Origin of the sequence: Pseudomonas kitaguniensis (assembly GCF_009296165.1) — a bacterium.
GTDB lineage: Bacteria > Pseudomonadota > Gammaproteobacteria > Pseudomonadales > Pseudomonadaceae > Aquipseudomonas > Aquipseudomonas kitaguniensis.
Map to the genome: position 1 here is coordinate 1 of NZ_VUAZ01000162.1, position 18,257 is coordinate 18,257.

Here is an 18,257-nt window from a genome sequence, read left to right on the forward strand (position 1 = left end):
GCGCTATACCCCGGTAAACAAAAGGCGACCTTGCGATCGCCTTCTTCGATCAGCGCTTTTGGCGTCTGATCTTAAGATTCGATTCCAGCGTTAACTGGTCTCAAAATGGTGGGTCGTGTGGGATTCGAACCTACGACCAATTGGTTAAAAGCCAACTGCTCTACCAACTGAGCTAACGACCCAAATATGGTCGGGGTAAGGGGACTTCGAACTCCTGACATCCTGCTCCCAAGCAGCGCGCTACGGACTGCGCTATACCCCGGTTTGAAATTGGCTCCGTGACCAGGACTCGAACCTGGGACCCAATGATTAACAGTCATTTGCTCTACCGACTGAGCTATCACGGAACTACATATTTCAAAGTACAACTTTTACTGCGGTAAAACCTTCTCTTCAGTCCGTCCGTATCGCTACGTTCGTGCCTCCGAGGCGCGCTATTCTACAATCTTAAAAACCCCTGTCAACCCTTTAAATTGCTTTTAAGACAATGATTTGCGCTTCTTTCTGATTTCTCCTTGGGGAGAAGAAACCCGTGGGCTGACGTTGCTGCGGGGCGCACTTTACAAGCCTTTGCCTTACAGTTCAACGCCCTATCGAAAAAAAAGGCCCCGCAACGCGAGGCCTTCTCCGGCAAGCCATACGGCTTGGGTTTAATTGAAGACGATTTCGTCGTTTGCCACCGTGGCCGTGACGCTGGTGCCCGGCATAAAGCTGCCCGACAGGATCAACTGCGCCAGCGGGTTTTCGATCCAGCGCTGAATCGCGCGTTTCAGTGGCCGCGCGCCATACACCGGGTCGTAACCGACCGCGATCAGCTTGTCCAATGCTTCGCGGCTCAGTTCCAGCGACAACTCACGCTCAGCCAGGCGGCTGCGCAGACGCCCCAACTGGATCTCGGTAATACCGGCAATCTGATCACGCGCCAACGGCTCGAAGATCACCACTTCATCCACCCGGTTGATAAATTCCGGGCGGAAGTGCGTGGTCAGTGCGTCCATCACAGCGGCGCGCTGGCCTTCACGATCGCCAACCAGTTCCTGAATCTGTGCCGAGCCCAGGTTGGAGGTCATCACGATCACCGTATTACGGAAGTCCACGGTGCGCCCGTGGCTGTCGGTCAAGCGGCCGTCTTCGAGCACCTGCAGCAAGATGTTGAACACATCCGGGTGAGCCTTCTCGACCTCGTCCAGCAGAATCACCGAGTAAGGCTTACGCCGCACAGCTTCGGTCAGGTAACCGCCCTCCTCGTAGCCCACGTAGCCTGGTGGGGCACCGATCAAGCGCGCCACCGAATGTTTCTCCATGAACTCGGACATATCGATGCGCACCATGGCCTCTTCAGTGTCGAAGAGAAACTCGGCCAAGGCCTTGCACAGCTCGGTCTTGCCCACGCCGGTTGGACCGAGGAACATGAACGAGCCGCTCGGACGGTTCGGGTCGGACAAGCCGGCACGCGAGCGCCGTACGGCGTTGGACACCGCCACCACCGCTTCTTCCTGGCCGATCACGCGTTGATGCAGCAAGCTTTCCATCTTCAGCAACTTGTCGCGCTCGCCTTCGAGCATTTTCGACACCGGAATACCGGTCCACTTGGAAACCACTTCGGCAATTTCTTCCTCGGTTACCTTGCTGCGCAGCAACTGGTTCTCGCTCTTGCCGTGCTGGTCGACCATTTGCAGGCTGCGCTCCAGGTCCGGGATGACCCCGTACTGCAACTCGGCCATGCGGTTCAGGTCGCCTTTACGGCGCGCCGCTTCGAGTTCCTGACGCGACTGCTCGATCTTTTGCTGGATCTGCGCAGAACCCTGCACTTCGGCTTTTTCCGAGGTCCAGATTTCTTCGAGGTCGGCGTACTCGCGCTCCAGACGCAGAATTTCTTCCTGAAGCTTTTCCAGACGCTTCTTGGCCGCGTCGTCCTCTTCTTTTTTCAGCGCCTGAGATTCGACCTTCAGTTGAATCAGGCGCCGATCAAGACGGTCGAGCACTTCCGGCTTGGAGTCGATCTCCATGCGAATGCGGCTGGCGGCTTCGTCGATCAAATCGATGGCCTTGTCCGGCAACTGACGGTCGGTGATATAGCGATGGCTCAATTTGGCCGCCGCAATGATCGCGCCGTCAGTGATCGCCACCTTGTGGTGGACCTCATAACGCTCTTTCAGGCCACGCAGAATGGCGATGGTGTCTTCTTCGCTCGGTTCCTCCACCAGCACTTTCTGAAAACGGCGCTCCAGGGCGGCGTCCTTTTCAATGTACTGGCGGTATTCGTTAAGCGTGGTCGCGCCGACGCAATGCAACTCACCGCGCGCCAAGGCGGGCTTGAGCATGTTGCCGGCGTCCATCGAGCCCTCGCCTTTACCGGCGCCGACCATGGTGTGCAGTTCGTCGATAAACAGGATGATCTGCCCGTCCTGCTTCGACAGCTCGTTAAGCAGGGATTTCAGACGCTCCTCGAACTCGCCACGGAACTTGGCACCGGCGATCAGCGAGCCCATGTCCAGCGACAACAGGCGCTTGCCTTTAAGGCCGTCCGGCACTTCACCATTGATGATGCGCTGGGCAAGGCCTTCGGCGATCGCGGTTTTACCCACGCCAGGCTCACCGATCAGCACCGGGTTGTTTTTGGTGCGGCGTTGCAACACCTGGATGGTGCGACGAATCTCGTCGTCACGGCCGATCACCGGGTCCAGCTTGCCTTCTTCGGCGCGCTTGGTCAGGTCGACGGTGTACTTGTCCAGGGCTTGGCGCGACTCCTCATGGTTGGGGTCATTCACCGCATCGCCGCCACGCAGGTTGTTGATGGCGTTTTCCAGGGCTTTTTTGCTCACGCCCTGGCCCAGCAACAACTTGCCGAGCTTGCTGTTCTCGTCCATCGCGGCGAGCAGCACCAGTTCGCTGGAGATGAACTGGTCACCTTTCTGCTGAGCCAGCCGATCCGCTTGGTTGAGCAGGCGCGCCAGTTCCTGCGACATGTTCACGTCGCCGGTAGGGTTTTGGATTTTCGGCAGTTGGTCGAGCTCTTTGCTCAACTCCTTGCGCAGGCTGTTGATGTCAAAGCCCACCTGCATCAGCAAGGGCTTGATAGAACCACCTTGCTGTTCCAGGAGTGCCTGCATCAAGTGCGCAGGCTCGATGGCCGGGTGGTCGAGGCCGACCGCCAACGATTGAGAATCTGATAATGCCAACTGCAATTTGCTGGTTAAACGATCAATACGCATGAGTCACCTTCCTTTTGAGCAGGCCGGAGCTACAAACACATCCTGAATAAAGAAACCTGCCAGATAGCCCTATAGATGGGGTGGATTCTGCAAGATTCAAGCGCGCAAACGTTGATGTGAGTCAGCAGAGTCTAGCGTTCAAGCCAGATAAGTGAGGCGAATCGACCGGTGCGTGGGCTGCGGCGATAAGAAAAGAATCGTGGGTCGGTCACGGTACACAAACCGCCACCGTAGACGGCAGTGATGCCGCATGCCGCAAGGCGCAGGCGCGCCAGTTGGTAGATGTCGGCAAGGTACTTGCCGGGGTTGTGGCTTGGCACAAACGCTTGGGCAGCGACCGGCAGTTGCTGAACGAACGCTTGACGCACTTCCGGGCCGACTTCAAAGGCTTGCGGGCCAATCGCCGGGCCGAGCCAGACCAAAACGTCGGCAGGCTCGGCATTCAGGCTTTCGAAGGCCGCTTCGAGCACGCCCGCCGCCAGCCCACGCCAACCGGCATGCGCTGCGGCCACGCGCGTGCCGGCACGGTTGCAGAACAGTGCGGGCAAGCAATCAGCCGTCATCGACGTGCAGGCAATACCCGGCGTGCTGGTCCAACTGCCATCGGCTTCGGCGATGCGCGACGGGTCAGCCTCGACCACGGTGACCCCGTGGACCTGGCGTAACCAGGCCGGCTGAATAGTGAAGGCGTGGCCAAGACGGCGACGATTTTCGAGGACGGCCTCAAGGTCGTCCTCGACATGATCGCCCAGGTTGAGGCTGTCGAACGGCGCCAGACTGACGCCGCCCGCACGGGTGGTGACGCAGGCTTTAACCTGAGCCGGCGCGGGCCAGTCAGGCATCAGCCAGTCACTCATCCGATAAACGCCTCGCGATCCTGCTTGAGTAGCGACAACAACCAGACCAAATCGTCTGGCAGAGGCGATTCCCAGCTCATCCGCTTACCGCTCGTCGGATGATCCAGTTCCAGGAAACGTGCATGCAGTGCCTGGCGCGGGAAGGATTTCAGCGATTCAACCATGGTCACACTGGCCGCCGGCGGAATACGGAAGCGGCCACCGTAGGCCGGGTCCCCGACCAACGGGAAGTTAATGTGCGCCATGTGCACGCGAATCTGGTGCGTACGGCCGGTTTCCAGCTTGACCCGCACATGCGTGTGGGAGCGGAAACGCTCCAGCACACGGTAGTGGCTGACGGCCTGCTTGCCGCCTTCCATCACCGCCATACGCTGGCGCTGCTGGCCGTGGCGACCGATGGGCGCGTTGATCTTGCCACCTGCCACCACCACACCGATCACGATGCATTCGTAGATGCGGCTGACGCTGCGGCTCTGCAATTGTGTGACCAGCTGCGTCTGCGCCTGGATAGTCTTGGCCACCACCATAAGGCCGGTGGTGTCCTTGTCCAGGCGGTGCACGATGCCGCAGCGCGGGACATTGATGATGTCCGGCACGTGGTGCAACAAGGCATTGAGCAAAGTGCCATCAGCGTGACCGGCAGCCGGGTGAACCACCAGGCCTGCGGGTTTATTGATGACCAGGATGTCGTCGTCTTCATAGACGATGTCCAGCTCGATGTCCTGAGCGACCCATTCTCCCTGAGCTTCCTGCTCGGCGGTCAGCTCAAGAATCGTACCGCCATGCACTATGTCTCGCGGGCGGATAACCGCTCCATCCACAGTCAGGCGGCCGTCTTTGATCCAGGCGGAAAGGCGCGAGCGCGAGTGCTCAGCGAATAATTGTGCGGCGACTTGATCGAGGCGTTGGCCGCCCAATTCGGACGGCACCTCTGCGCGAAGTTCAATTTTATCGGACATGCTCAGACTAGGCGTGGCACAGCCTTTGGTTTCGGCTGCGCGCTTGTGGTTAAATACGGCGTCTTTTGCCCCGAGGCTTTCAACGGGGCGCTCATCATAACAGGACGGCCCCGCCCAAGACAGCGGCCGTCATAGGGACGCAAGCCGCCATGCAAGTGAAACACCTGCTGCTGATCGCCATCCTCGCCATGACTGCTGCTTGCTCGTCAACAAAGGAAGTCGTCGACGAAAACCTGAGCGAAGTCGAGCTGTATCAATTAGCTCAAAAAGACTTGGACAATAATAGCTACACCAGCGCCACAGCGAAGCTGAAGGCCCTGGAGTCACGCTATCCGTTCGGGCGCTATGCCGACCAGGCACAGCTTGAGCTGATCTACGCCAACTACAAAAACGCCGAGCCGGAAGCTGCCAAGTCCGCCGCCGAGCGTTTTATCCGCCTGCACCCGCAGCACCCGAACGTCGACTACGCCTACTACATGAAGGGCCTGACCTCGTTCGACCAGGACGTGGGCCTGCTGGCGCGCTTCCTGCCGCTGGACATGACCAAGCGTGACCCGGGCGCTGCCCGCGACTCCTACAACGAGTTCGCCCAGCTGACCAGCCGCTATCCCAACAGCCGCTACGCGCCGGACGCCAAGCAGCGCATGATCTACCTGCGCAACCTGCTCGCGTCCTACGAGATTCACGTGGCCCACTACTACCTGACCCGTCAGGCCTACGTCGCCGCCGCCAACCGTGGGCGCTATGTGGTAGAAAACTTCCAGGAAACCCCTTCCGTGGGTGACGGCCTGGCGGTGATGACCGAGGCTTACCAGCGCCTGCACCTGGACGCCCTGGCGACCACCAGCCTGGAAACCCTGAAGCTCAACTACCCCGATCACCCAAGCCTGAAAGACGGCCAATTCGTGCCTCAGGTTGCCGAAGCCGACAACCGTTCGTGGCTGAGCAAGTACACCTTGGGCCTGATCGAGTCGCGCCCACCGTTGCCGCCGGGCGAAACCCGCGCCAACCAGGACGTGATGAAGCAGTACCAGGACGCCAAAGAAGCGATTCCTTCGGACCTCAAGCCGCATGACGAAAACGGCGACGTGATTGAAGAAGAAGCGCCACAGGCCCTTGGCAACAACGAAGACCGCTCGTGGTTCAGCTACATGACCTTCGGCGTGTTCGACTGATCGTTCGACGCTACGTAAAAGGGAGCCCCGCGAGGCTCCCTTTTTCATGGCCGGTATTATTGCGCTGTGCGCCTGCCAAGACCTTGGCTAAACTGGCGCATTCCTTGTCGAGAAACTCCCATCATGGTTCGTCTACTGTTCTGGATTGCCGTTATTGCTGCCGCAGTATGGTTGTGGCGCAAATTCAAAAGCCCTGGCGTAGCACAGCAACGCTCCGGCGAATCCGAGGCCGCCTTGATGGTGCGCTGCGCCCACTGCGGCGTGCACTTGCCGCAGAACCGCGCACTCAGCTCGCGCCAAGCGTGGTACTGCACGCAGGCACACCTGGAACAAGGCCCGAAGTCTATCGAGCGTTGACCCGGCCTTGCGGCGCATAAGGCGCCGGGTCGATGATCGGTGTACGCCCCAGCAACAAGTCGGCAAATAACTGGCAGGAGGCCGGTGCCAGTACCAGGCCATTGCGGTAATGCCCGCAATTGAGCCACAGCCCTTTGAAGCCCTGGACCTCGCCGATGTAGGGAATGCCCTCGGGTGAGCCGGGCCGCAAACCGGCCCAATGGCCTACCACGTCGGCGCCCGCCAACGCGGGAATCAACGCCTCGGCTGAAGCCTTGAGGCTTTGCAGTGCCGACTCGGTTGGCGTCTTGTCGAAACCTTCATGCTCCAACGTGCTACCGATCAGAATATGCCCGTCACGCCGCGGGATCGCATAGCGCCCTTTGGCCAGGACCATGCTCGACAAGAAATCCGCCGCACATTTGTACAAAATCATTTGGCCCTTGACCGGCTCAACCGGCAACGACAAACCCAGCGTGCCGAGCAATTCCCCACTCCAGGCACCGGCAGCCAACACGACATGCTCACCCAGCACCGGCCCTGCCGCCGTGCGCACGCCCACCACGCTGTCACCGTCGAGAACAAACCCGTTCACCTCGCACTGCTCATGAACGGTTACGCCGGGCAGCGCCAACAACGCGGCTTTAAGCGCCTTGACCAAGCGCGGGTTACGCACATTGGCCACGCCGGCCATGTAGATCGCCTGAGAATACCCGCCACCCAGCACCGGCACCGCATCATGCACGGCGCGCACATCGACTTTGCTCAATGGCCGCCCCTCGCGGGCAGCCCATGCCAATGCCTCGGCTTCGTCAGCCAGGTCCAGCCAGTACAAGCCCGTGGTATGCACTTGCGGGTCCACGCCGGTGGCGGCGAATAACCGCTCAGCCAGTTGCGGGTAAAAATCCTGCGACCAATGAGCCAGCGCGGTAACCGCCGGGCTGTAGCGCCACGGGTACAACGGCGAAACAATCCCGCCGCCCGCCCAGGAAGACTCCTGCCCAAGCCCTGAACGCTCCAGCAGCACGACGGCCTGCCCTTGTGTGGCGAGGTTGAACGCGGTCAACAGCCCGATTACGCCACCACCGACAATCACCACTTGCTGTTGCTTAGCCATCATTTGATCCAGCCGATAAAAAGGAAAAAGCGCACCCGGCGCCCACTCATGCAGCACGCTCATCATTGCCCCCAACACGCTTTGCGCGACATGTCGGGCGCGGCGCCGAGGTTGCTGCGTACGCCCGCGCTGGTCAGGCTGAATTCACCGCACAGGTCGTCCGCCATGACTGAGCCGACGACGGGCGTAGCCACCAGGCTGAATGCCTGAAGGTTCGATGCAGCGCTGATTCTATAGCGATCAGTGCCCGCACTGACGCCGGTTGCATCAATAAAAGTGCCGTTGCGCGTGTAAAAACGCTCGAGGTACTGAGCTTGCTCGATCAATAACGCAACGATTTCTGCGCGATACACCTTTTTTACCTGACCGGTATACGCCGGGTAAGCGATCCCGGCCAGAAACGCGATAATCGCGACAGCCATCAACAACTCGATCAGGGTAAAAGCTTGGCAATCCTTGCCCATTGATACGTTCCTTATTGAAGTTGCCGCCATAAAACCCGACGAAATATCAGGCCTTCACCTTCCTCCACCCGCGCGTACAGCGTTTCCAGCACCGTGCGCGACTGACCACTGAGCCCCACCGCCGTCACGCGGTAAACCGTTGCACTTGTTTCAGCGGGCAAACCCGCCAGCCCCACCGCCAAACCCAGCGATTGCACGCCATACAGGCCATTCTTCGAGCCAACCCACATCACTGCTGACACAGGGTTTGCCCCGGCACCCGCCACCGAAGACGATTCCAGCGGCGGCGCACACAGGCTCACCGACGAGCACACAGGCAACGCGCCTCCCGCCCGATGAACAATCGACTCGCCAAGCCTCAGAGCGCTCTCGGCGCTTTGAAATGATTGATTTCGATGCCACAGGCTTCCGGCGATCTTTTGCTGGGACACCGCCCCTTGCATCGATGCCAAGCCGATCAGTGATAACACCAACAGAAACACCAGGCTGATCACTAGGACCATGCCTGTCTGCCGCCGGTAATAACCGCCAAAACGTGCCATGGTCGCCTTACCCCAACCGGTTACGCAGCGCCGCCACGACGCTGTAGGCCTGGTTTTTCACGCGCCCGGTCGGGTCCAGCAGCGTCATCTGGATACGCACACTGCGTATCAGCGATTCGTCAGCGGGGCTGGCGTCGTAGCGCACCACGCGCGTCGAGCCTTGCCGGGCCGCCACACCGAAACTGATGTCAAACGCCTGCACGTTATCCACCAGCACGGTCTTGGCCGGCGCTGCAGGCGTGCTGACCTTCAACTGCTGCGTTTCAAAGGTATAAGTGAGCTGGCGTATTGCAAAAAGCGTCTGCCCGGGCGCGGCCGGTGGCGAGCGGCCCACATAGGCTTGAGCGCTGCCCGTGCAGTCGGACAGTACCGTCCAGTCAGGCTTGCCACCCTCGCCCGCACCATCAACAGTCACCAGCGTCAGTGACCTGGAGCCGCCTGCAGCACTGGCGCTGACAGGCCGATCAAAGGCCGCCGGGGCGTTTTCGATGTAGGCCGTCGACAGGCAGCCAAACATGCCCGCCTGGCGAATATCCTGAATCATCTTGCCCAGTACAAACCGCGCATCATCCTGCAGCAACATGGCGGCCTGCTGGCTGGCTTGCGTGGTTCGAGCGCTGATCGCCACCTGGCTGACGCCGAGTATCAGCACCCAGCCGACGGCCAATGCGAGCAACAACTCCAGCAGACTGAACCCACGCGCACAGCGCTTCATCGCACCGCCCCTGTCTCGCTGGCAATGCGACTGGTGAGGGTGAAGGTTTCCCGTGCGCCTTCGGTGTGGGTGCCCCGGGCATCGTCCCAACTGATACTGACGGTTACCTCGCTGCCGCTGATCACCACGGCGCCTTTACCGCCCTCCCCGGCAAACCCGAGGATATTCGCTTCAAAATCATGCAGGTCCAGGTCTCGCACGCTGGCGGTCGCGTTACCGGGCGGCGCGTGCTCGGTTCGGCCCCATGAATAATCGGCGCCTGCGTTGGCGCGAACCCGGTCGAGCATGTCGTAGGCAATGAAACTCGCCTGGCTGATCATCCTTGAGCTGTCGGTGTACTTGAGCGCGTTGAGCTGGATCAGCGCCGCGCCCAGCAGGCCCACCGCCAGAATCAGCACGGCGACCAGCACCTCGATCAGGGTCATGCCGGATTGCGGGCGGTTCAAGAAGCGCGGGAAATTCAGGTTCTGGCAAGCAGGCATTACCGTCGTCATCCATGTCGAAGGCCGAAAAAAAAAGCAGGCAAACCCTGCTGTGCGACCCAAGACTAGCGCCGGTTTTGGACTCGCGCTGCTCCCGGAACAAAGGGAAATACTTTGGACATAAAGGCCATCACTCAGGCCTGGAAGGCGCGAGCTATACCTATGGCTGCCACCCGAAACACTCACCACGTCCACGGAGGGACAGCATATGACGCAACGAGGTTTTACCCTGATAGAACTGCTACTCAGCCTGGTCTTGAGCAGCATCCTGGCGCACTTGGCGGTGCCGAATTTTAGAGGCCTGCTGGATTCGCAACAGCGCCAGATTGCCGCCCAAGCGCTGGCCGGTGGGCTGCGTTACGCTCGCACCGAGGCCATTACACGCAATCGCGCAGTGGTCATTCATGCGCTGGGGGAGGACTGGAGCCTGGGATGGCGAGTGATACTCGACGTAAGCGGGCGCGGCCACTTGGACGACGACAACCCGGTACTGCTGGAGCGTCAGGACAGCGGGCGAGTGCCGATTGTGGGTAACGGGCCGGTCAAGAGCCAAGTGCGCTTCAGCGGGTTGGGCGAGCCGATATTTAACGCAGGCGGTTTTCGCGCAGGCACTGTGCATGTGTGTGACGCGGGCCAGGCGCAAAGCCGCTTCCAGGTGGTACTTGCGCCCAGCGGGCGCATCAGCCTGCGCAGTGAAATAACCGAGCAGGCCTTGTGCCGGGGTTCTGCCGGCACTGCAGGGCTTACAGCAACGAACGAACCCGCAGCTCTTTGGGCATCGAGAACGTGATGTTCTCTTCACGACCGGCCAACTCATCCGCGCCGGTGGCGCCCCACGCCTGCAATTGCTGGATAACGCCGCGTACCAGCACTTCCGGAGCCGAAGCGCCGGCGGTAATGCCGATACGCTCAACACCGTCAAACCAGCTGCGTTGCAGGTCTTCGGCACCGTCGATCAGGTACGCCGGGGTGGCCATGCGTTCAGCCAATTCGCGCAGGCGGTTGGAGTTGGAGCTGTTAGGGCTGCCGACCACCAACACCACGTCGCATTCGTTGGCCAGTTGCTTGACGGCGTCTTGACGGTTTTGCGTGGCGTAGCAGATGTCGTCTTTACGCGGGCCGCCAATCGCCGGAAAACGTGTGCGCAGCGCATCGATCACGCGGCTGGTGTCGTCCATCGACAAGGTGGTCTGCGTCACGAAGGCCAACCGCTCAGGGTTGTGCACCTGCAAGGCGGCGACGTCTTTTTCGTCTTCGACCAAGTAGATGGCGCCGCCATTGGTGCCGTCATACTGGCCCATGGTGCCTTCGACTTCCGGGTGGCCAGCATGGCCGATCAGGATACATTCACGGCCGTCGCGGCTGTAACGCGCGACTTCGATGTGCACCTTGGTGACCAGCGGGCAGGTGGCGTCGAATACTTTGAGGCCACGGCCGGCCGCTTCGGTACGCACGGCCTGGGAAACACCGTGAGCGCTGAAGATGACGATAACGTCGTCTGGCACTTGCTCGAGTTCTTCTACAAAAATCGCGCCGCGCGCGCGCAGGTCTTCGACCACAAACTTGTTGTGGACGACTTCGTGGCGCACGTAAATCGGCGGCCCGAAAACTTCCAGGGCGCGGTTGACGATTTCAATCGCCCGGTCCACACCGGCGCAGAAGCCACGGGGGTTGGCGAGTTTGATTTGCATGCTGTGCCTCGTGCCTTGCAGGGCTGGAAATTGGATCGTGCAGGAGCCGGTGGCGTCAATCAGAGCGCTTTAACGTCGAAGATTTCAACGTCAAACGTCAAGGTTTTACCGGCCAACGGGTGGTTGAAGTCGATGGTCACTTGCGCGTCATCGAAGGTTTTAACCACTCCCGGCAGTTCAGTATTCGCCGCATCGTTGAAAATCACCAGCAAGCCTTCCGACAGCTCCATGTCCTGGAACTGCGAACGCGGGATGATCTGCACGTTTTGCGGGTTAGGCTGGCCAAAGGCGTTTTCCGGCAGAATCTGCAGGGTACGCTTGTCGCCCGCCTTGAAACCAAACAGCGCCGCTTCAAAACCCGGCAGCAGGTTGCCATCGCCGACCTTGAAGGTCGCCGGGGCTTTGTCGAACGTACTGTCGACCGTGTCGCCGTTCTCGAGGCGCAATGCGAAGTGCAAAGTGACTTCCGTGTTCTGGCCGATGCGTTGCTCAGCCAATACCTGATCAGTCATTGACGGTCTCTCCGGTTTTCTTGCTTTTGAACATGTCCAACGCCAGCATGATTGCACCGACGGTGATGGCGCTGTCGGCAAAGTTGAACGCCGGGAAGTACCAGCGGTTTTGCCAATGCACCAGGATAAAGTCGATCACATGGCCCAAGGCGATGCGGTCGTACAAGTTGCCCAGCGCGCCGCCCAGCACCAGTGCCAAGGCGATGGCCAGCCAGGTGTCATCGCGGCCCAGGCGTTTAAGCCAGACCACTAGCACCGCACTGACCACCACAGCGATCAAGGCGAACAGCCAGCGCTGCCAGCCGCCGCCATCAGCGAGGAAGCTGAAAGCGGCGCCGGTGTTGTAGGCCAGGGTCCAGCTGAAGTAGTCAGGTATGACCACAATCTGCTGGTACATCTGTAAGGCGCCTTCGAAGTGAGCCTTGCTGAGCTGGTCAATGACCAGCACCAGCACGCTCAGTACGAGCCAGCCCAGACGTCCGAAACGGCTGGAAGCGTTAGGCATAGTGGCGAACCTCACCGGCACCGCTGATGTTGTCGACGCAACGACCGCAGATTTCCGGATGCTCAGGGTTCACGCCAACGTCTTCACGGCAGTGCCAGCAACGGGCGCACTTGGGGAAGGCCGACTTGACCACTTGCAGCTTGAGACCCGGTACTTCGGTCGCCACGGCATCCGCTGGAGCCTGGGCAAACGGTGCCAGGCTGGCGGTGGAAGTAATCAGCACAAAGCGCAGTTCGTTGCTCAGCTTGGCCAGGTCGGCAGTCAGGCCTTCTTCGGCAAACAGCGTGACTTCGGCCTGGAGGTTGCCACCCACGGCCTTGGCCGCGCGCTGAACTTCCAGCTCCTTGTTCACTGCCACTTTCACGGCCATAACGCCTTCCCAGTACTCGCGGCCCAGTTCGAAGTCAGCCGGCAGTTCGGTCAGGCCTTCGTACCAGGTGTTGAGCATCACCGATTCGTTACGCTCACCCGGCAGGTATTCCCATAGTTCGTCAGCGGTGAAGGCCAGGATCGGCGCGATCCAGCGCACCAGCGCTTCGCTGATGTGGTACAGCGCGGTTTGCGCCGAGCGGCGTGCCTTGCTGTTGGCGGCGGTGGTGTACTGGCGATCCTTGATGATGTCGAGGTAGAAACCACCCAGCTCCTGCACACAGAAGTTGTGGATCTTCGAGTAAACGTTCCAGAAACGGTATTCGCCGTAGTGTTCCTGCAACTCGCGCTGCAGCAACAGGGTACGGTCCACGGCCCAACGGTCGAGGGCGAGCATGTCCTCGGCTGGCAGGATGTCGGTGGCCGGGTTGAAACCGGTCAGGTTCGACAGCATGAAGCGTGCGGTATTGCGGATTCGACGGTAGGCGTCGGCACTGCGCGCGAGGATCTGGTCCGACACGGCGATTTCGCCCGAGTAATCGGTCGAAGCCACCCACAGACGCATGATGTCGGCGCCCAAGGTGTCGTTGATCTTTTTCGGCTCGATCACGTTTTTCAGCGACTTCGACATTTTGCGGCCCGTCTCGTCGACGGTAAAACCGTGGGTCAGCAGTTCGCGGTACGGCGCGTGGTCGTCGATGGCGCAACCGGTCAGCAACGAGGAGTGGAACCAGCCACGGTGTTGGTCGGAGCCTTCCAGGTACAGGTCGGCACGCGGGCCGGTCTGGTGGCCCATCGGGTGCGAACCGCGCAGCACGTGCCAATGGGTGGTGCCCGAGTCAAACCACACGTCGAGGGTGTCGCTGATCTTGTCGTACAGCGGCGCTTCGTCGCCCAGCAGCTCGGCGGCGTCCAGCTTGAACCAGGCTTCGATGCCTTCCTGTTCAACGCGCTGGGCCACCACTTCCATCAGTTCGACGGTACGCGGGTGCAGCTCGCCGCTTTCCTTGTTCAGGAAGAACGGGATCGGCACGCCCCAGTTGCGCTGGCGCGAGATGCACCAGTCCGGGCGGTTGGCGATCATCGAGTGCAGGCGCGCCTGGCCCCAGGCCGGCACGAACTTGGTCTCTTCGATGGCTTTGATCGCACGGTTACGCAGGGTTTCGCCGCTGGCCGGCTCTTTGTCCATGCCGATAAACCACTGCGCAGTCGCGCGGTAGATCAGCGGGCTCTTGTGGCGCCAGCAATGCATGTAGCTGTGCTGGATGGTGGCGGTTTGCATCAGCGCACCGACTTCACGCAGCTTTTCGATGATCGCAGGGTCAGCCTTGAAGATGAACTGCCCGCCGAAGAACTCCAGCGACGGCACATAAACGCCGTTGCTTTGCACCGGGTTGATGATGTCGTCGTTGACCAGACCGTACTTCTTGCAGATCACAAAGTCGTCCACGCCATACGCGGGCGAGCAGTGAACCACGCCGGTGCCGGAACCCAGCTCAACGTAGTCAGCCAGGTACACCGGTGACAGGCGGTCATAGAACGGGTGACGGAAGTTGATCAGTTCCAGCGCCGTGCCGGTGGTGGTGGCGATCACCGAACCTTGCAGTTCGTAGCGCGCCAGGCAAGCTTCGACCATTTCCTCGGCCAGCACCAGCAGGCGATCACCGACGTCTACCAGCGCGTAGGTGAATTCCGGGTGCACGTTCAGCGCCTGGTTGGCGGGGATGGTCCACGGAGTGGTGGTCCAGATCACGATCGCCGCCGGTTTGCTCAGGCTTGCCAGGCCAAAGGCCTCGGCCAGCTTGGCGTCGTCGGCGATCGGGAAGGCCACGTCGATGGTCGAGGACTTTTTGTCTTCGTACTCGACTTCCGCTTCAGCCAATGCCGAACCGCAATCGAAACACCAGTTCACAGGCTTGAGGCCTTTGAACACAAAACCGCCTTTGACGATTTCGGCCAAGGCGCGGATTTCACCGGCCTCGTTGGTAAAGTTCATGGTCTTGTACGGGTTGTCCCATTCGCCCAACACACCCAGGCGGATGAACTCGGACTTCTGCCCTTCGATCTGCTCGGTGGCGTAGGCACGGCACAGTTCGCGGGTTTTATCCGCGCCCAGGTTCTTGCCGTAGGTCACTTCGACCTTGTGTTCGATCGGCAGGCCGTGGCAGTCCCAACCCGGCACATACGGCGCGTCGAAACCCGACAGGGTTTTGGAGCGCAGGATCATGTCCTTGAGAATTTTGTTCAGCGCATGACCGATGTGAATCGTGCCGTTGGCATAAGGAGGGCCGTCGTGCAGCACGAATTTCGGACGATCCTTGCCAATTTCGCGCAACTTTCCGTACAGGCCAATACTGTCCCAGCGCTGCAGGATCTGCGGTTCGCGCTGTGGCAGGCCGGCCTTCATTGGGAAGGCGGTGTCCGGAAGGTTTAGCGTGGCTTTATAGTCGGTCATTTAAGGCTCTTCGGTTAGCGATGGGCGCTAGGTGCGGCTAGTGCACGGGCGGCGGCGACATCCGCATTGATCGCCGTTTTCAACGCCTCAAGCGAGGCGAAACGCTGCTCTTCACGCAGCTTCTGGTGGAAAACCACCGTCAAACGCCGGTCATACAAGTCACCGGCAAAATCCAAAAGGTGAACTTCCAGGTGGGCCTTGCCATCACCTGCAACCGTGGGCCTGACGCCTATGTTGGCGACTCCCGGCCACGGCTGGCCGTCGATGTCGACACTCACCAGGTAAACCCCGGTCAGTGGCACACGGCGGCGCTTGAGTTGCACGTTGGCGGTTGGCGTGCCCAATTGGCGCGCCAGCTTCTGGCCGTGCAGTACCCGCCCGGCAATGCGGAACGGGCGACCGAGCAAACGCTCGGCCAAGGCGAAGTCGGCGGCGGCCAGGGCGTTACGCACCTGGGTGCTGCTCACGCGCAGGCCGTCCAGTTCGACGGTTTGCGCGGCTTCGACGGTAAAACCCTGGTTGACGCCGGCGTGTTGCAGGAAATCGAAATCGCCAACGCGGTCGCAACCAAAACGGAAGTCGTCGCCGACTTCCAGGTGCTGCACGCCCAGGCCATCGACCAGGATACGGTCGACGAACTCGGCGGCGCTGAGGCTTTGCAAACGCTGGTTAAAGGCCAGGCACAGGACACGGTCCACGCCCTCTTCAGCCAGCAGTTGCAGCTTGTCCCGCAGGCGGGCCAGCCGCGCCGGCGCCGTTTGCGGGGTGAAAAATTCCCGCGGCTGTGGCTCAAAAATCACCACGCAGCTGGGCACACCCAACTCGACCGCTCGTTCGCGCAACCGGGCCAGAATAGCCTGGTGGCCACGGTGAACACCGTCAAAGTTGCCAATAGTGGCGACGCAGCCCCGATGCTGGGGGCGCAGGTTGTGGAGACCTCGAACCAGCTGCATAACGCGCTTCTTGCTCATAAAGTGGTCGATTATAACCACACCCGGCCTCGGACGACAGGCAACAGCGCAGGCCAAATCGATCGAATCGATAAAACAACCGTTTTATCGCGGCAAAGTGGCTAACTCAGCGACTTGCGATTGAAATCGCGCAGGCGAAAACCTTGCAGCAGCAGCATCCCGAAGTACACCACCACACCTGCAACCACCAATACGCCAAGGCGCATGAAGCGCTCAAGCATGTGGCCTTCATCCCACGCGGGCATAAAATGCATCAGCACCAGCAAGACCGCCGACATCGCCGCCACCGCCACCAACAGCTTCAGCGCAAACAGGCCCCAGCCTGGCTGCGGCTGGAACATCTGTTGCTTACGCAGTTGATAAAACAGCAGGCCCGCGTTGATGCACGCGCCGGCACTGATGGCCAGCGCCAGCCCGGCATGCGCCAGTGGGCCGATAAACACCAGGTTGAGCAGTTGCGTGACGATCAGTGTGAAGACCGCAATTTTGACCGGCGTGCGGATGTTTTGCTGGGCGTAGAACCCCGGCGCCAGCACTTTGATCACGATAATGCCGAGCAGGCCGAGGGAGTAAGCCACCAGCGCGTGCTGGGTCATCAAGGCGTCGTGCGCATCAAATTGGCCGTATTGGAACAGCGAGACGGTCAGCGGCTCGGCCAAAATCCCCAAGGCAAGGGAACACGGCAGCACCAGCACAAAGCACAGGCGCAGGCCCCAATCGAGAATGCGCGAGTACTCCTGGCGATCCTTGCTGGCGTAGGTACGCGCCAGCGTTGGCAGCAAAATCGTGCCCAAGGCGACACCGAGCACGCCGGAGGGCAATTCCATCAGGCGATCGGCGTAGTACATCCACGACACTGAGCCCGAGACCAGCAGCGAGGCGAACGCGGTGTTGATGATCAGCGAAATCTGGCTGACCGAAACGCCGAGTATCGCCGGCAGCATGTTGCGCATCACGCGCCACACACCGGTGTCGGCCAGGTTCAGGCGCGGCAGCACGAGCATGCCGATCTTTTTCAGGTGTGGCAGTTGGTAGAGCAATTGCGCCAAACCGCCGGCCAGCACCGCCCAGCCCAGGGCCATCACCGGCGGATCGAAATACGGCGTGAGGAACAGCGCAAAAATAATCATGCTGACGTTGAGCAGCGTCGGCACGAAGGCCGGCACCGAAAAGCGGTTCCAGGTGTTAAGAATCGCGCCCGCCAGCGACGACAGGGAAATCAGCAATATATAAGGAAAGGTCACACGCAACAGGTCGGTGGTCAGTGCGAATTTTTCCGGGGTATTCGCAAAACCCGGCGCCGTCGCCCAGATCACCCATGGCGCAGCGAGCATGCCAACCAGGGTCACCAGCATCAGCACCAGGGTCAGCAGGCCCGAAACATAGGCAATAAACGTGCGCGTGGCCTCCTCGCCCTGCTGGGTTTTGTATTCGGCCAGGATCGGCACAAAGGCTTGGGAAAATGCGCCCTCGGCGAAGATCCGCCGCAGCAGATTGGGCAGTTTAAAGGCTATAAAGAACGCATCCGTGGCCATGCTGGCGCCAAAAATGCGCGCCAGCAGGGTGTCGCGCACGAACCCCAAAACCCTTGAGATCATCGTGATAGAGCTGACGGCAGCCAACGATTTGAGCAGATTCATTGAAAGAGTTTGCGCCTATAGATAAAGAGCAGGCGAACAAAGCGCCCACTTATGCGATACTGCGCGCCTGCAACAGCACAGAGCCAAAGCTCGCGAGTTTACAGGTCAAGCGCCGGAAATAAATCACCCGCCTCTTCAGATCGACCACTCAGCAGTTCGCATCAGCCGCTCTTGACAACCCATCAAGTCATCGGCATGATTCGCGGCCTATTTTGTTTGCTATTTCCTAAAAAGTCTTTCGAGGAGCTCGAC

At 60.2% G+C, this 18,257-nt stretch carries 17 protein-coding genes and 3 tRNA genes; 3 read left to right on the forward strand and 17 right to left on the reverse strand.

The window, feature by feature from the left end:
* Window positions 1-106 precede the first annotated feature (106 nt).
* The 6 genes from F0169_RS24155 to rluD all read right to left on the reverse strand — a co-directional run bounded on the left by F0169_RS24155 (window position 107) and on the right by rluD (window position 5,031).
* Window positions 107-182: transfer RNA gene (locus tag F0169_RS24155), tRNA-Lys, on the reverse strand.
* Between the two features lie 5 nt (window positions 183-187).
* Window positions 188-262, reverse strand: a tRNA-OTHER gene (locus tag F0169_RS24160).
* A 9-nt stretch (window positions 263-271) separates the two neighbouring features.
* Window positions 272-347, reverse strand: a tRNA-Asn gene (locus F0169_RS24165).
* Window positions 348-650: 303 nt separating this feature from the next.
* Window positions 651-3,215 carry an ATP-dependent chaperone ClpB gene (gene clpB / locus F0169_RS24170; RefSeq protein ID WP_058412764.1) on the reverse strand — a complete coding sequence of 855 codons (2,565 nt, stop codon included), beginning with the start codon at window positions 3,213-3,215 and terminating at the stop codon, window positions 651-653.
* A 131-nt stretch (window positions 3,216-3,346) separates the two neighbouring features.
* Window positions 3,347-4,072 (reverse strand): peptidoglycan editing factor PgeF, encoded by a 726-nt coding sequence (gene pgeF / locus F0169_RS24175; RefSeq protein ID WP_152747820.1) that lies wholly within the window; start codon window positions 4,070-4,072, stop codon window positions 3,347-3,349.
* Entirely contained in the window at window positions 4,069-5,031 is a 963-nt protein-coding gene (gene rluD / locus F0169_RS24180; protein WP_058412766.1) for a 23S rRNA pseudouridine(1911/1915/1917) synthase RluD, read from the reverse strand. Before rluD ends, pgeF begins: the two co-directional genes overlap by 4 nt.
* Window positions 5,032-5,180: 149 nt before the next feature.
* Here rluD and F0169_RS24185 point away from each other — a divergent pair, with 149 nt between their 5' ends.
* Both F0169_RS24185 and F0169_RS24190 read left to right on the forward strand, forming a co-directional pair.
* Window positions 5,181-6,206: an outer membrane protein assembly factor BamD gene (locus F0169_RS24185; protein WP_058412767.1), complete on the forward strand. Its 1,026-nt coding sequence runs from the start codon at window positions 5,181-5,183 to the stop codon at window positions 6,204-6,206.
* Window positions 6,207-6,329: 123 nt separating this feature from the next.
* Complete coding sequence (locus F0169_RS24190; RefSeq protein WP_152747821.1) at window positions 6,330-6,563, forward strand: PP0621 family protein; 234 nt, start codon at window positions 6,330-6,332, stop codon at window positions 6,561-6,563.
* Here F0169_RS24190 and thiO read toward each other — a convergent pair.
* The 5 genes from thiO to pilV all read right to left on the reverse strand — a co-directional run bounded on the left by thiO (window position 6,550) and on the right by pilV (window position 9,862).
* Entirely contained in the window at window positions 6,550-7,659 is a 1,110-nt protein-coding gene (thiO, locus tag F0169_RS24195; protein WP_152747822.1) for a glycine oxidase ThiO, read from the reverse strand. The genes F0169_RS24190 and thiO overlap by 14 nt on opposite strands.
* A 62-nt stretch (window positions 7,660-7,721) precedes the next feature.
* A complete protein-coding gene (locus F0169_RS24200; protein ID WP_152747823.1) occupies window positions 7,722-8,123 on the reverse strand; it encodes a type IV pilin protein in 402 nt (133 codons plus the stop codon).
* Window positions 8,124-8,134: 11 nt separating this feature from the next.
* Entirely contained in the window at window positions 8,135-8,665 is a 531-nt protein-coding gene (locus F0169_RS24205; protein WP_152747824.1) for a pilus assembly PilX family protein, read from the reverse strand.
* A 7-nt stretch (window positions 8,666-8,672) separates the two neighbouring features.
* Complete coding sequence (locus tag F0169_RS24210; RefSeq protein WP_058412771.1) at window positions 8,673-9,380, reverse strand: PilW family protein; 708 nt, start codon at window positions 9,378-9,380, stop codon at window positions 8,673-8,675.
* Window positions 9,377-9,862 carry a type IV pilus modification protein PilV gene (pilV, locus tag F0169_RS24215; RefSeq protein WP_122251894.1) on the reverse strand — a complete coding sequence of 162 codons (486 nt, stop codon included), beginning with the start codon at window positions 9,860-9,862 and terminating at the stop codon, window positions 9,377-9,379. The genes F0169_RS24210 and pilV overlap by 4 nt, the downstream gene beginning before the upstream one ends.
* 208 nt (window positions 9,863-10,070) lie before the next feature.
* On the opposite strand from pilV, the gene F0169_RS24220 reads away from it, so the two are divergent.
* Entirely contained in the window at window positions 10,071-10,652 is a 582-nt protein-coding gene (locus tag F0169_RS24220; protein WP_058412773.1) for a GspH/FimT family pseudopilin, read from the forward strand.
* On the opposite strand, the gene ispH is transcribed toward F0169_RS24220, so the two are convergent.
* The 6 genes from ispH to murJ all read right to left on the reverse strand — a co-directional run bounded on the left by ispH (window position 10,606) and on the right by murJ (window position 18,005).
* The gene (ispH, locus tag F0169_RS24225; RefSeq protein WP_058412774.1) at window positions 10,606-11,553 is read right to left on the reverse strand and encodes a 4-hydroxy-3-methylbut-2-enyl diphosphate reductase; all 948 of its coding nucleotides are present in this window, start codon (window positions 11,551-11,553) and stop codon (window positions 10,606-10,608) included. The genes F0169_RS24220 and ispH overlap by 47 nt on opposite strands.
* Window positions 11,554-11,612: 59 nt before the next feature.
* Window positions 11,613-12,050, reverse strand: coding sequence for an FKBP-type peptidyl-prolyl cis-trans isomerase (fkpB, locus tag F0169_RS24230; RefSeq protein WP_172979541.1), 438 nt, complete (start codon window positions 12,048-12,050; stop codon window positions 11,613-11,615).
* A gap of 7 nt (window positions 12,051-12,057) precedes the next feature.
* On the reverse strand, window positions 12,058-12,570 hold the full coding sequence (lspA, locus tag F0169_RS24235; protein WP_064450637.1) for a signal peptidase II: 513 nt from the start codon (window positions 12,568-12,570) through the stop codon (window positions 12,058-12,060).
* Window positions 12,563-15,394: an isoleucine--tRNA ligase gene (ileS, locus tag F0169_RS24240; RefSeq protein ID WP_152747825.1), complete on the reverse strand. Its 2,832-nt coding sequence runs from the start codon at window positions 15,392-15,394 to the stop codon at window positions 12,563-12,565. The genes lspA and ileS overlap by 8 nt, the downstream gene beginning before the upstream one ends.
* 14 nt (window positions 15,395-15,408) lie before the next feature.
* Window positions 15,409-16,347, reverse strand: a complete 939-nt coding sequence (gene ribF, locus F0169_RS24245; RefSeq protein ID WP_058412778.1) for a bifunctional riboflavin kinase/FAD synthetase — start codon at window positions 16,345-16,347, stop codon at window positions 15,409-15,411.
* A gap of 119 nt (window positions 16,348-16,466) precedes the next feature.
* Window positions 16,467-18,005: a murein biosynthesis integral membrane protein MurJ gene (gene murJ / locus F0169_RS24250; protein ID WP_152747826.1), complete on the reverse strand. Its 1,539-nt coding sequence runs from the start codon at window positions 18,003-18,005 to the stop codon at window positions 16,467-16,469.
* Between the last annotated feature and the right edge of the window lie 252 nt (window positions 18,006-18,257).